Below are 13,291 nucleotides of genomic sequence, written 5' to 3' on the forward strand. Positions count from 1 at the left end.
ATCAAATCCCAGACCTGCTTTGTTGATCTGGTGCATCCATCCTTATTCTCTCCGGATTCCCACTCACCCAGGATACTAAAAATTTCTGCCGATTGTATTTAACAAGGTAATTCCAATTCTTCAAATATATCTCCGGATAACTCACAAAGATCCTGGATCAAAATGATCGTATCATCAATCCGTAAATGAATCGATGGATCAAAAAATTCAACGGTTCCGCAAATCGTATGATACTGGCCTGCCGGTTTCATTTCCCGGCTTTCTTTAAAATAGGTTGCCTGTATCTTCATTCCAACAGAAACCATCTGTAGCTTCCTATCCAATCCACATTTTTGTTCTTCGGATAACATCTTCCTTTGTTCATAAAGTATTTCCTGTTTCCGTATGATCTCTTCAAATCCCCGAAGTGCTGCAAAAGGGGCAAATTGCTTCGCCCTGTGCTGCACATCCATAGGATATCTTTTGGAAACCGGTCTCGGAATATATAAATATTTCTGATAAGCCTTTGCCAGCATACTTTCACCTCCTACGCACGATGTCCCCCAACCTGATTATTTCTTTCCCGATAGGTAGAACATTCCAACAGATTGGATCCCCGCATGATCGCATTTTTTCCATAACGCTTTTTCACCTGTAATACTGCTTCCTGCAGATGTCTTTCCTTTTCTGCTTTTATGGAATCCTGGAAAAGAGTATATTGCTGATAGCCTTCCGGTGTTATCTTATTTGCAATGATCTCTATCCGTCTGATCCCGGTATGTGGATCTGCGATCTTTCGATAAAGCGCTTCTACTGTATCGATTATTTCCTTGGAACGATTGGTACGATCCGGAAACCTTGCGGTTCCTTTCGATGACTCCCTCTCAAAACGATGATCGTAAGCGATCCATAAGGTTACAGAATTCGTTACCAGTCCCTTTTCCACCAGATCCAAAACCAGTACATCTGTCATTTCTCTTACAACAACAGCAGCTTCTTCAAATGTGTAATTTCTCATCAATACCTGTCCATTGGAAAGACTATGCTCTTCTGTATGATAATTTTTGATATCACTCATTTTACAGGACTCACAGCCCCAGGCATGATCGATCAATAGTTCTGCATCGATCCCAAACATTTTATACAGCCAGTCTTCCGACTGGATAGAGGTAAGTGCGATATCCCCCATCGTTTGGATTCCATATCCGGCTAATTTTCTCTCTGTTCTGGAACCAATGCGCCAGAAATCACTCAATGGTTTATGTCCCCATAACTGTTCCCGGTAAGAGATCTCATCCAGCATTCCGATATGATCCTCTATATGTTTTGCCACAATATCCATTGCGATCTTTGCAAGATACAGATTAGTTCCGATTCCTGCTGTTGCTGTAATTCCGGTTTCTTCCATGACCGCATCCATCAGTTTTTGTGCCATTTCTTTCGCAGTAAGGTGATACAGGGGAAGGTATCTTGTGACATCCATAAAGCACTCATCCACACTGTAAACATGGATATCTTCTTTTGCCACATAGTTTAAATAAATCCCATAGATCCTTGCCGAATACTCCATATAGAGCTGCATCCTCGGTTTTGCCACAATATATTCGATATGATCCGGTATCTCATGGATCCTGCAACGGTTACGGATCCCCAGCTTTTTCATAGCCGGCGTGATAGCAAGGCAAATGGTGGATACCGATCGGTCCGGATCTGCAACAACCAGATTGGTAGTAAACGGATCCAGTCCTCTTTCCACACACTCAACAGAAGCATAAAAAGATTTCAGATCAATACAGAGGAATGTTTCCTTCTGTTTCAAATCAATCACCTCCCATAAGTTGCCTATCTTTCTCTTTCCCATAAGCAATCCGATCTCATCCCAACTCGTTTTCACACGATAGAAATCGTGTCAAAACAGGCAATTTTCAGTAAATCCATTGACAAGAAAGGAAATATCATTTATATTATAGGCAAGTAATTGCCGTTCTGTTGTGATTCACATTATAGGCAATCATTCGCCTCTTGTCAAGAGGCAACTTGTTGATTGTGGGAAATTTATTTCCCATCCCGTTTCAGCATCATACATAAAGATCCTGAAACGCCAATTAGAAAGTAGGTATTTTTATGACATTCGGTGAAAAAGTGAAAAATTTAAGAAAGAACAAAGGACTCAACCAAACCCAATTAGCCGATGCTGTCGGTGTCTCCCTTCGGACTGTTCGGGGATGGGAAATTGAAGGCCGTTATCCAAAGAAACATGACCTTTACCAGAAACTTGCAGACATTTTAAGCTGCGATATCTCCTATCTCATGACAGAAGAAGAGGCTTTTATCACAGAAGCATCTGAACGATTTGGAAACCGTGGAGCAAAACAGGCTCAGCAGATCTTAGAACAGGCCGCTGCAATGTTCGCCGGCGGGGAACTTTCTGATGAAGACAAAACAGCCTTTATGGATGAGATCCAGTCTTTATATCTGGATTCCAAGAGACGTGCAAAGAAATTTACACCAAAGAAATATTTAGATGCCAAATAGATGGGGTGATTATTGGACAGCCTATAGGATATAGTTTTATTGTCAGAAGTAACATTACCCGCTTCTGTTTGATTCATACACGAGGTGATATATTTGGGGAATTCATATATTTACAACAAAGTAGAAAAACTTGTAAAAAAGTTCAAGACCAGGGATCCTTTTGAAATACTGGAGGAAATGAATGTGATCGTTGGAGAAACAGACCGCTACGAAAAATTAAAAGGATACTGTTTCATGAGCTGCCAGACCATTTATGTTATGGTAAGCAGTTTTCTATCTGAGGAAGAGAAAAAGATCGTTGCCGCCCACGAACTCGGTCACATCATTCTGCATCGCTCTCAGCTCAAAATGGCGCCGATGAAAGATGATGTCTTATATAACATGAGGGATAATACGGAATACGAAGCGAACCTTTTTGCTGCAGATCTTATCCTGGATGATAAAGAAATCGCAGACCTGTCAAAGAACGAAGATCTGAACTATTTCGGGCTCTGTAGCTGCTTAAACTCCAGTCCAGAACTCATGAGCTTCAAGTTATATAGTCTGATCAAACGCGGTCAGAACTACAATATGCCGCTGGAAATACAGAGCAACTTTCTGGCCAAATAAAATTTGCCCGTTCCATACAACTGAACGGGCTTTTCTTGTATCCATATTTGAAGATTCTTTTATTTCAGTTCTCCATGCTTATTTTCAAATTCCATGATTGCCTGACGTATTAAATATAACACTTCTCCATTGATCGAACGCCCTTCAAATTCTGCCAGACTTTTCAGTTTTTTATGCGTTTCAGCATCAATCCGTAATCCTAAATGCTTCTCTTTCTCCATGATTATTCTCTCCATCTCCATAAGTACATATTAAGTTCATATTTCAAGTTCATTTTAAGTACAAATAGTGGTAGAATGTTTTAAATGGACTTATTTTAAGTACACTATATTTTTCCACGGAGGAATTCGATCATGCATGAAAAAAGAAAAAAATATTATCATATCAGGAAAGATTTATTCTGGTGCACCATCCTATTAGCTATATCCTTTCTCATCGGTTATGCTATACATCACCGCATTTTTCTAACACATTCCCTGAAAGCAGATGCCCCAAAAGAACGGACAGAAATAACCTTTGACGATCTGCAATCAAATCTGAAAGATATCTCTACATGCTATTTATGTGGAAGTTCTGATTATAGTATGATGGACTATTATCGAAAATTTGATACGGTTGGACTGATTTCCCTCACTGACTGGTATGTCTTAGATTTCCAACTGAAAGCATATGATGAAAACGGAAATGAAATACCAAATAAAACCGGTTCAAATATACTTTTTGGAAACACAGGCAAAATCACCTATTCCTCTCATGGAGATGTTTCCAGAGGAATGGCTGAAATAGATATCACGTTACCGGAAAACTATAAATTGAACAAAAGAAATCTAACGGATCATCTCTGCCAAAGTTGCCTTGATAAAGTTGCTGCTTCCTTAGAATATTGGAAATATAAAAATGAAAAGAAAGAACCAATCCTGCTGTGTTTGGTCGATTTTAAAACTCTTGATATCTATTCCTTACAAGATTATTACCGATCAATTTTCATCCGGGATTATTATGTGGAAATGGAGTTTGAAGACAATTCCGTAGAAACAAAAGCCTTTTATCTACCGGAAAGATTATAATTATGATATACTGAAAAAAACGACAAATTTGAAGTTGTGGAGTGTGAAATATTGAAAGAATTTTTTGAAAAACATAAAGAAAAGATAATAACACTTTTATTATGTGGAGTTTTACTTATTATCGTACTATCTGTTTTAGCTTTAATAAGTGGTGCAATAATGAAAGTGTTTGGGTTTGAATATCATTCTATTGGAAGTATTATTTTGTTTTTTATTATTGCAACTATTATTTCTTATCCATTAGGATTGATTGCAGGTGCATTTCCAAAGGCTTTACTGTCTTTAGACAAAGTATCTATTCATACAGCAATAGCACTCTATTTAATCTTAGATACATTTGCAACTTTTTTTGGATTGAGAATTACAGATTATTGTATGCAAACTATTTCAGCAGAAGATATATCTATTTTTGTTATATCACTAATATTTGCATTATTAGGGGTTAGCGATATTAAAAAAAATTCGCACGACTAAGAACGATAAATTCTACTTTCACAATTTCATATCCATATACACAAAGCAGTTAGTCTTAGGATTGACTGCTTTTTTCTTACCTAAATTATAGTTTGGGTTTTTCTTATAGAGCCTTTCCATGAAGGAGAGGCTCTAATTTTATCTGAAATCGCTAAGACTATTTCAACTATCATCATCATCATCATCTTTGTCAGCCTAAAATCAATGTACATATTTTTTCTCTAAGTAAGTCGATTACAGTATCTATAAATTCTCCGGCAAATAAGATAAAGATCAGAACACCTCCCATACAAGCCAGAAAAGCAGCCTGGATCCAGTCATGATAACAGATTACTGTTCCAATAAGCAAAGCCAGGATTCCCAATCCCAATATTTTTTTTGCGACTGCCACCATATGTACTAATAGCTTCACTCCGGCACCTATGATCGAAATGATAAACCACAATGGAATCAATAACACTTTTCCTGCCACTTTTAAAATACCCATATCTGTCCTCCTATCTTGCCAGCCACGGCATATCATGATTTACTTCTGCCCGGTAATATCCACTTATCGTTGAAGGAGCATTGAACAATGCCGCAAGTAAATATTTCTTGATATTCTTGATTTTACTCGTATTTCCTTCCAGACAATGCAGCACATACTCCACATGGGAATAATCCAGCTTCATGAATTTTCCTCTTACCAAAGCTCCTGAATACCAGTTGCTTGCAATCAGTACTTTATCACTCTTACACATAACAGTCTCTACAATCAGATCCACAATTTCATCAATCTGATTTTTGTCATGAGGATGACTCACTAACAAAGAATCATAATCCAGATTGTCTTTGATCAGAGATTGATACGCATGTAACGTTTCCATCTCATCCTCTTCGGATCCTATCCCATCTGCAGATACGATATGATTAGATTTATTCTCACTAAGATTAGTATTGTTAATATTAGTATTATTAGAGTTTGAAATGTAAACTTCTTGAAGTTTATTTTCGGGACTTCTTGAAGTTTGTTTTTGGGACTTCTTGAAGTTTGAAATGTAAACTTCTTCTGTCTCTTCTTCCTCTACAGAAGTTTGATTTATAAACTTCACCATCTTTGATTTTTCTTTTTTCTGTTCCTCACATTCCTCCTGAACAAATGATTTTACATAGATGATCGTAACCTTTCCAAAGCCCTGTCTGCGCTTTTCAATCAAACCTATCCCTTTTTCATCATCCAGCTCCTGAAGAGATTTCACCGCTTTATTTCTGCCACAATTCAATAATTCCATGATATCTTCAATGGAAAAATAGATATATGCCCGATTTTCTTCATCAAACCACTGATTCTTAATGGATAAAGACATTCTGTCCAGCATCAAACCGTATAAAATCTTCGCATCACTGGAAAGATCCTTGAAGCACTCATTGGTAAATAGAGCTTTGGGTATTCTGTAAAAACTAAACTGATCTGCTTCTGTTCCATAAAAATATTTAAAATTCATTTTTTTGTCCATGTATCTTCCTCCCTTCCTTTCTCTCATAGAAGTCCTTTTTTTAAACTTCTGTATATCTTTTTTCTTCGGATTGTCTTATTTTGACAACCCTTATTTCTGTTCTCTTTTCCATTGTTCCAGTAATGCCTCAATCACTTTTTCCATATCCGTTTCCGAATAATCTTCCGGAAAATATTTTGTGAGCTTCTTTCCTGATAACACCACTTTTCGTTCCGGTGCTTTTACTGCTATGCAGCTATTGAAAATCGAGATCATAAATCCCTGGTTCACTGGTCCTTCTTCCAACTGTTTTCTCAAAGCTGTAATCTGCTTTGGTTTAACAAATCCTGTATCACGGATATACTCGTAGATCCATTTCTGTATTTCCTTTTCAATGTAGGAAATATCAACGGCAATGGTAAAATTCAATTTTTTTGCATCTACCATATCTAATAATTCTGGAATCAATTCTGTAAGGCGAATGTAACGCTGAACATTACGAGGACTTTCTCCTACTTGTTCCCCTAACTCTTCTCTTGATTTTTTACCCAACTTGTGGCCATTATGACCACAAGTTAAATCAGCTCTTTCTCCTTGTCTCTTCATTGCATCCAGTTTCATTCTATAAGCAAATGCTTTTTCACTGGGAAGTAACTCTTCTCTTTGAATATTCGCATCTACCATAGCGATTACCGCATCATCATCGGATAATTCTCTCACAATTGCAGGAATTGTTGCCAAGCCAGCTATAACTGCCGCGTGCATTCTTCGATGACCTGAGATCATCTCATATCCATTTTCACCATCAGATCTTAATAAAACTGGTGTCAATACCCCGTAAATCTTTACACTCTCTACCAAATCTGCCATTTTTTCATCGTCCAATACTTTGAAAGGATGATCTTTAAATGCATGTATTTTGTTGATTTCTATTTCCATTGCAGACTCTTCGTTAACTACTCCCAACAATTCATCAATACTTGTCAATTTGATTTTTTCTCCGCTTCTACTTTTCATTTTCCAAAACCTCCTGCGTCAGATTTTCATAAGCCATAGATACTTTTCCATTTGGACAATGACTATAAATACTTTTCCCTTCCGCACTTGCTTCAGCCACCTTAACTGACAGCGGAATGACATTTTCAAAGATAGAAATCTTAGATCCATAAGTTTCTCTCACTCTGGATGCAATATCTTTGGCATAATTAGTACGAAAATCCACCATTGTCAAAAGAATTCCCTGTATCGTCAGCTTCCGGTTCAATCTCTTCTTTACCATAGAAATAGTTCTGATCAACTGTTGAAGTCCTTTAACCGGCAGATATGCAGCTTGTACAGGTATCAGAACCGTATCAGAAGCTACTAAAGCATTGATGGTCATCATGCCTAAACTCGGCATACAATCAATTAAAATATAATCGTATCGTGATCGCATCGTATCAATATATTCCTTCATGATCAGCTCTCTGCTCATTACATTACTCATGGTTACTTCTAAAGCAGATAACTCAATATTGGCTGGTAGGAGATCGATTTGTTCCTTATGATGTAAAATTCCTTCTTCTTCTCCAATTTCCTCGTCATTGATAATATTCATCATAATAGTTGCAAGAGTAGTTCCAATATCATCCGGTTCTACATATCCAAGACTTGCAGTTAGGCTTCCCTGTGGATCCGCATCAATCAACAATACTTTCTTTCCCTGTCTTGCCAATCCCACTCCAAGATTTAAAGTCGTTGTACTTTTTGCGACTCCGCCTTTCTGGTTTGCTACTGATATAACTTTTCCCATTCTTCTTTCTCCCTTCTGATATTCTCTCGCAGATATTTTTCAAATGTACTTCGTTTAATTAAAACTTTTTTTCCAATCTTATAAACTGCTCCTGCCTTATGAGATAATCTTACGATTGGCTTATATCCAAGATTGTAATAATCCATAGCTTGTCTATAACTTATAAATTCATGTTGCATAAATTCTATATCTTCATCATCAATAAGATGAGAAAACATCCAAACTTTTCCATGCATCTCGAATCCCCTTTTCTTCAAACTAACGTTCCCTTATTTTTCATGAAATTGCTCAAGATACTCATCAAAGATTTCTCTGTTTATCAAAACAATTCCATCCATTCTGTAAATCGCTCCTGCATCATTTGCTAGTTCCATCAATTTTTTATGTGACAAACTATATACAATTTCAGCTTGTTGATAACGAAGAAATTTTCTTCTAAGTCTGCGTGCTTCTTCTTTTACCTCTGAACGCTTCTGCTGGTTATAATACATATTTTCTGTTTTCAAATCTGTTTCCCCTTTCACCTTTTATTCGACCACAACGAACATTGTTAATGAATAAAAAAAGGACACTCTCTGAAAGATTTTTCTTTCAAAAAGTGCCCTCAACAATTCATATTGTTGGAGTAGTATTACTGACAACTAATCACCATTCTTCATGATGATTCATGTTTGAATACAAATTTGTTGTCAAATTGTTGTCAAAAAGAATTTTTGTTGTCAAATTGTGAAGATTTCTTACTTTCTTAGTACAATTTCGCTCCTGCCGGAATCTTATCATCCAGAATCAGAACATTGAGTCCTTCTCTTCCCTCTACAAGATGTGTAGCAGAGATAATCATACCACATGAATCAATTCCCATCATCTTACGTGGTGGAAGGTTTGTGATTGCAAGTAATGTCTTTCCAACCAGTTCTTCCGGCTCATAATAATCGTGAATACCGCTTAAAATCACGCGATCTACGCCACTTCCGTCGTTTAATACGAACTTCAGAAGCTTCTTAGATTTCGGAACTGCCTCACATTCTTTTACCTTTACAGCTCGGAAATCTGACTTGCTGAATGTCTCGAAATCAACCATGTCTTTGAATAATGGTTCTACTTCTACGTTGGAGAAATCGTATGTTTCTTTCACTTCAGCAATCGCTTTTTCCACTGTTTTTTCAGCCGGAGCGGACTGTGCAGCGTTGTTTGCTTCATTCTTTGCAGCTCCCATGCTCTTCATTGTCGGGAACAGTAATACATCTCTGATTGCAGAGGAATCTGTCAATAACATAACCATTCTGTCAATTCCGAATCCAATTCCTCCCGTTGGCGGCATACCGATTTCCAGCGCATTTAAGAAATCTTCATCGGTTGTATTCGCTTCTTCATCTCCCTGTGCAAGCAGTGCTTCCTGCGCTTTAAAACGCTCTCTCTGATCAATTGGATCGTTTAACTCTGAATAAGCATTGGCAAGTTCCCATCCATTCATAAAGAACTCAAACCGCTCCACATAATCCGGATTTTCTGGTTTTCTCTTTGTAAGAGGAGAGATTTCCACCGGATGGTCCATAACAAACGTTGGCTGAACCAGTTGATCTTCTACAAATTCTTCAAAGAATAAATTCAGAATATCGCCCTTTTTATGACGTTCTTCATATTCCACATGATGTTCCTCTGCTGCTGCCCGGGCTTCCTCTAATGTCTGAATCTGGTCAAAATCCACCTTGGCATATTTCTTCACGGCGTCCACCATCGTAATTCTCTCAAACGGCTTCCCAAGATCCATCTCAATCCCGCTATAAACAATCTTTGTACTTCCCACAACCTCCTGCGCAAGATACCGGTAAAGATTTTCTGTCAGATCCATCATTCCATTGTAATCTGTATATGCCTGATACAATTCCATCAATGTAAATTCCGGATTATGCCGGGTGTCCACTCCCTCATTTCGGAAAACCCGTCCTATTTCATAAACCTTTTCCAATCCGCCTACAATCAGTCTCTTTAAATATAATTCCAGAGAAATACGGAGTTTCACATCCTCGTTTAACGCATTGTAATGTGTTTCAAAAGGTCTTGCAGCCGCACCTCCTGCGTTGGATACCAGCATTGGAGTCTCAACCTCCATAAATCCTTGACCATCTAAATAAGAACGGATTTTGCTGATAATTTTGGAGCGCTTGATAAATACTTCCTTGGACTCCTCATTCATAATTAAATCTACATAGCGCTGACGATATCTTGTGTCAGTGTCTGTCAGACCGTGAAATTTTTCCGGAAGAGGATGCAGGCTCTTGGAGAGTAGCAGGACTTCCTCCGCATGGATGGACTTCTCTCCGGTCTTCGTCGCAAATACCTTTCCTCTGATTCCGACAATATCTCCGATATCCATCTTTTTAAAGTCTTTATACGCTTCTGCGCCAATTTCATCTCTTGCCACATAAGCCTGAATCCCTCCCTGAAGATCCTGAACATTACAAAAAGATGCTTTCCCCATGACACGTTTGAACATCAAACGTCCCGCAACGGCTACTTCCTTTCCTTCCAGTTCTTCAAAATGGTCCTTAATTTCCATGGAATGATGTGTTACATCATACTTCATGACCTCAAAAGGGTTTTTTCCTGCTTCCTGCAGGTCAGCAAGCTTCTGCCTTCTTACTTTAATCAATTCATTGGTATCTTTTTTCTGTTCTGCCACTTTCTTTGTTTCCTCTTACTTTCTTTGTACATCTATCACTCTGAATTCGTTGACCTGATTGATTCCCTCAACGCCAACAATGTCGCCGATTTTCTTTCCAAGCAGCGCTCTTCCGATCGGAGCTTCATTGGAAATCTTGTTTTGCAGAATATCCGCTTCTGTGGAGCCTACAATATGATATTCTACTTCTTTACCGAGAGAAATGTCTTCCAGAAGCACATGACATCCAAGACTAATGACACCTTTTTTGAACTTTTCATCAATGACAACTGCATTTTTTAAGATCTTTTCAATCTCTTCAATTCGCGCTTCCATGTCACGCTGTTCATCTTTTGCCGCATCATACTCTGCGTTCTCTGACAAGTCACCCTGCTCTCTTGCTTCTTTAATTTTCTGTGCAATCTCTTTACGTCTTACAACCTTTAATTCCTGCAATTCATCTTCTAATGCTTTTAAACCATCTGGTGTTAAAATATTCTTCTTTGCTTCTGCCATAACACTCTTCCTTTCGTTCTAAATGTTAACTGATTAATTATAGCTTACCTGAGTTTCCTTTGTCAACTGCGGCTTCAGCAGTGCTGCCGAATCCCGTAGTCTTTGCTGTCTTTTAAATATTGAAGCAGCAGTGCCTCTAATTCCTGATATGTTCTGGTATGGTTTACCCGGTCACGAAGCTTCGCGGCTCCGTCGAATCCAAAGGTATACCATGCCACATGCTTTCGCATTTCCCGAACACCAATATACTCTCCTTTAAAATCAAGCATCATCTTCCCGTGGCGCAGCATCATCTTCACAACTTCCTCCAGTGACGGTCTTGGAAGCTTTTCACCGGTTCTGAAATAATGAACCATCTCCTGAAAAATCCATGGATTCCCTTTGGCCCTGCGTCCAATCATAAATCCATCACAACCGGTTTCCTCCCTCATACGCACTGCATCCTCCGGACATGTGATATCCCCATTTCCGATGACCGGAATTTTTACAGATTCTTTTACTTCCCGAATGATGTTCCAATCTGCACTGCCTGAATAATACTGTTCTCTTGTTCTTCCATGAACCGTAATTGCCGCCGCGCCGTTTTCTTCCGCAATTTGTGCAATTTCCGGAGCATTGATATGATCGTCATCAAATCCCTTCCGAATCTTTACTGTCACCGGAACACCGGCTGCGTCCGATACTGCCTTGATAACTTCTCCTGCCAGCCGGGGATTTTTCATCAGAGCAGATCCATCTCCGTTATTTACAATTTTTGGAACCGGGCATCCCATGTTAATATCAATCATCTGGAATTTCCCATCATCGACCTTCGCTGCCATTTGTCCCATGATTTCCGGATCCGAACCAAAAATCTGAATCGCCGCAGGCGCTTCTTTCGGATCCGTTGCCATCAGTGGCTCCGACTTTCGATTCCCGTAGTAAAGACCTTTTGCACTGACCATCTCTGTGCACATTAAACCGGCACCCTGTTCCTTACAAAGAAGACGATACGGCAAATCTGTTACACCGGCCATCGGCGCAAGGGCAAAAGGATCTTCAATTCTGATATTTCCGATGATAAGCGCCGGTAATTTACTGTTTTTCATATATGATCTGTAACCCTTTCAACGTTAATGTGGCATCGTAGTAGTCAATTTCCTCCACCGCTTCTGCTACCATCTTGCCCAATCCTCCGGTAGCAACAACCTTCAAATTCTCATAACCGGATTCTTTCTTCATTGTCTGAATAATATGCTTGGTTTCTCCTACGACACCATAAAATAATCCTGCCTGCATACTGTTGATTGTATTGTTGGCAAGAATTGTTTTGGGCGTCACAATCTCAATTTCCGGAAGTCGTGCTGCTCCCTGATATAAAACATTTGCTGACGTACGAATTCCCGGCGCTATCGCCCCTGCCAGGAAAACACCGTTCTCTGAAACAAGATCGTACGTTGTTGCCGTTCCGTAGTCGATGACCAGAGCCGGTCCCCCGTAGATCTCATATCCTGCAACCAAATCTATAATTCGGTCTGCGCCGACCTCTCTGGGATTGAGTCTTCCCAGATTTATGCCTGTTTTAATGCCGGGACCCACGATAATCGGTTTTACATCAAAATATTTAATCACTCCGCTTGTCAATGAATGCATAATATTCGGAACAACCGAACCGATAATTGCCGCTTTTACTTCTTTTGCATCCAAACCCTTTTCATGGAGAAGACTCGATATTAAGATTCCGAATTCATCGGAGGTTCTTGGTAATTTTGTTGTAATCCTAAATACTTCAATAATTTCTTTTCGCTTGAAAACACCGATGGTAACATTGGTATTTCCAACATCCAGCGCTAATAACATGTGCTCATACCTCTTCTTCCCCTAAAAAGAATATTTTATAATACATTTCCAGAGATTCCCAGAAATCTTGTTTTTCCTGACGGAGTTTTTTTATCAGCAATTCACTTCCGATCTCATCATAGAAGAAATCATTTTCTTCTGCCCGCGTTACAAAAGAAAGCTTTCCTCCCTCATCAAATTCTAAAGTTAAAATTCCCCCGACTTCCTCTGTAAACAATACGCATGTAATTTGCAGTTCTTTTTTAATCTGTTCCGGCAGCCCTATGAAATCTTGATTTAAATAATATTTTTTCTCATATGCGTTAGAACCACACAGTATAATCTTATCCTGATACATTGTATT

The 13,291-nt window shown here is 38.8% G+C and carries 18 protein-coding genes; 4 read left to right on the top strand and 14 right to left on the bottom strand.

Annotation, left to right across the window (positions count from 1 at the left end; translation table 11 throughout):
* Positions 1-98: 98 nt before the first annotated feature.
* Both AC27EF_RS04125 and AC27EF_RS04130 read right to left on the bottom strand, forming a co-directional pair.
* Complete coding sequence (locus AC27EF_RS04125) at positions 99-515, bottom strand: hypothetical protein (RefSeq protein WP_487109073.1); 417 nt, start codon at positions 513-515, stop codon at positions 99-101.
* Between the two features lie 11 nt (positions 516-526).
* A complete protein-coding gene (locus tag AC27EF_RS04130; RefSeq protein WP_487109074.1) occupies positions 527-1,798 on the bottom strand; it encodes a Y-family DNA polymerase in 1,272 nt (423 codons plus the stop codon).
* 305 nt (positions 1,799-2,103) lie between these two features.
* Between AC27EF_RS04130 and AC27EF_RS04135 the strand changes: the two genes are divergently transcribed.
* Positions 2,104-2,514: a helix-turn-helix domain-containing protein gene (locus AC27EF_RS04135; protein WP_487109076.1), complete on the top strand. Its 411-nt coding sequence runs from the start codon at positions 2,104-2,106 to the stop codon at positions 2,512-2,514.
* 177 nt (positions 2,515-2,691) lie between these two features.
* Positions 2,692-3,123 (top strand): ImmA/IrrE family metallo-endopeptidase, encoded by a 432-nt coding sequence (locus AC27EF_RS04140; RefSeq protein ID WP_268999734.1) that lies wholly within the window; start codon positions 2,692-2,694, stop codon positions 3,121-3,123.
* A 59-nt stretch (positions 3,124-3,182) separates the two neighbouring features.
* On the opposite strand, the gene AC27EF_RS04145 is transcribed toward AC27EF_RS04140, so the two are convergent.
* Entirely contained in the window at positions 3,183-3,344 is a 162-nt protein-coding gene (locus AC27EF_RS04145) for a type II toxin-antitoxin system antitoxin (protein ID WP_009263236.1), read from the bottom strand.
* A gap of 132 nt (positions 3,345-3,476) precedes the next feature.
* Between AC27EF_RS04145 and AC27EF_RS04150 the strand changes: the two genes are divergently transcribed.
* Together AC27EF_RS04150 and AC27EF_RS04155 are read left to right on the top strand one after the other, a co-directional pair.
* Positions 3,477-4,190 (top strand): hypothetical protein, encoded by a 714-nt coding sequence (locus tag AC27EF_RS04150; RefSeq protein WP_487109077.1) that lies wholly within the window; start codon positions 3,477-3,479, stop codon positions 4,188-4,190.
* Between the two features lie 51 nt (positions 4,191-4,241).
* Positions 4,242-4,664, top strand: coding sequence for a regulatory YrvL family protein (locus AC27EF_RS04155; RefSeq protein ID WP_487109078.1), 423 nt, complete (start codon positions 4,242-4,244; stop codon positions 4,662-4,664).
* A gap of 190 nt (positions 4,665-4,854) precedes the next feature.
* Here the strand turns inward: AC27EF_RS04155 and AC27EF_RS04160 are convergent, their stop codons facing one another.
* The 11 genes from AC27EF_RS04160 to AC27EF_RS04210 all read right to left on the bottom strand — a co-directional run bounded on the left by AC27EF_RS04160 (position 4,855) and on the right by AC27EF_RS04210 (position 13,285).
* Entirely contained in the window at positions 4,855-5,151 is a 297-nt protein-coding gene (locus tag AC27EF_RS04160; RefSeq protein ID WP_487109079.1) for a hypothetical protein, read from the bottom strand.
* Positions 5,152-5,161: 10 nt separating this feature from the next.
* Positions 5,162-6,160, bottom strand: coding sequence for a DUF6017 domain-containing protein (locus AC27EF_RS04165; protein WP_487109080.1), 999 nt, complete (start codon positions 6,158-6,160; stop codon positions 5,162-5,164).
* Positions 6,161-6,250: 90 nt separating this feature from the next.
* Positions 6,251-7,156, bottom strand: coding sequence for a ParB/RepB/Spo0J family partition protein (locus AC27EF_RS04170; RefSeq protein WP_487109081.1), 906 nt, complete (start codon positions 7,154-7,156; stop codon positions 6,251-6,253).
* Positions 7,146-7,931, bottom strand: coding sequence for a ParA family protein (locus AC27EF_RS04175; protein WP_487109083.1), 786 nt, complete (start codon positions 7,929-7,931; stop codon positions 7,146-7,148). The genes AC27EF_RS04170 and AC27EF_RS04175 overlap by 11 nt, the downstream gene beginning before the upstream one ends.
* Complete coding sequence (locus AC27EF_RS04180) at positions 7,910-8,167, bottom strand: DUF6462 family protein (protein WP_118700171.1); 258 nt, start codon at positions 8,165-8,167, stop codon at positions 7,910-7,912. The genes AC27EF_RS04175 and AC27EF_RS04180 overlap by 22 nt, the downstream gene beginning before the upstream one ends.
* Positions 8,168-8,200: 33 nt before the next feature.
* A complete protein-coding gene (locus tag AC27EF_RS04185) occupies positions 8,201-8,437 on the bottom strand; it encodes a DUF6462 family protein (protein ID WP_008976884.1) in 237 nt (78 codons plus the stop codon).
* A gap of 239 nt (positions 8,438-8,676) precedes the next feature.
* Entirely contained in the window at positions 8,677-10,614 is a 1,938-nt protein-coding gene (gene lysS / locus AC27EF_RS04190) for a lysine--tRNA ligase (RefSeq protein WP_487109085.1), read from the bottom strand.
* 15 nt (positions 10,615-10,629) lie between these two features.
* Entirely contained in the window at positions 10,630-11,109 is a 480-nt protein-coding gene (gene greA, locus AC27EF_RS04195; RefSeq protein ID WP_487109086.1) for a transcription elongation factor GreA, read from the bottom strand.
* A 74-nt stretch (positions 11,110-11,183) separates the two neighbouring features.
* Positions 11,184-12,197, bottom strand: coding sequence for a tRNA dihydrouridine synthase DusB (gene dusB, locus AC27EF_RS04200; protein ID WP_487109088.1), 1,014 nt, complete (start codon positions 12,195-12,197; stop codon positions 11,184-11,186).
* Positions 12,184-12,948: a type III pantothenate kinase gene (locus AC27EF_RS04205; protein WP_487109090.1), complete on the bottom strand. Its 765-nt coding sequence runs from the start codon at positions 12,946-12,948 to the stop codon at positions 12,184-12,186. Before AC27EF_RS04205 ends, dusB begins: the two co-directional genes overlap by 14 nt.
* Before the next feature lie 4 nt (positions 12,949-12,952).
* The gene (locus tag AC27EF_RS04210; RefSeq protein ID WP_487109091.1) at positions 12,953-13,285 is read right to left on the bottom strand and encodes a DUF6145 family protein; all 333 of its coding nucleotides are present in this window, start codon (positions 13,283-13,285) and stop codon (positions 12,953-12,955) included.
* Positions 13,286-13,291 lie beyond the last annotated feature (6 nt).

It is taken from the genome of Anaerostipes stercorihominis, assembly GCF_057535655.1.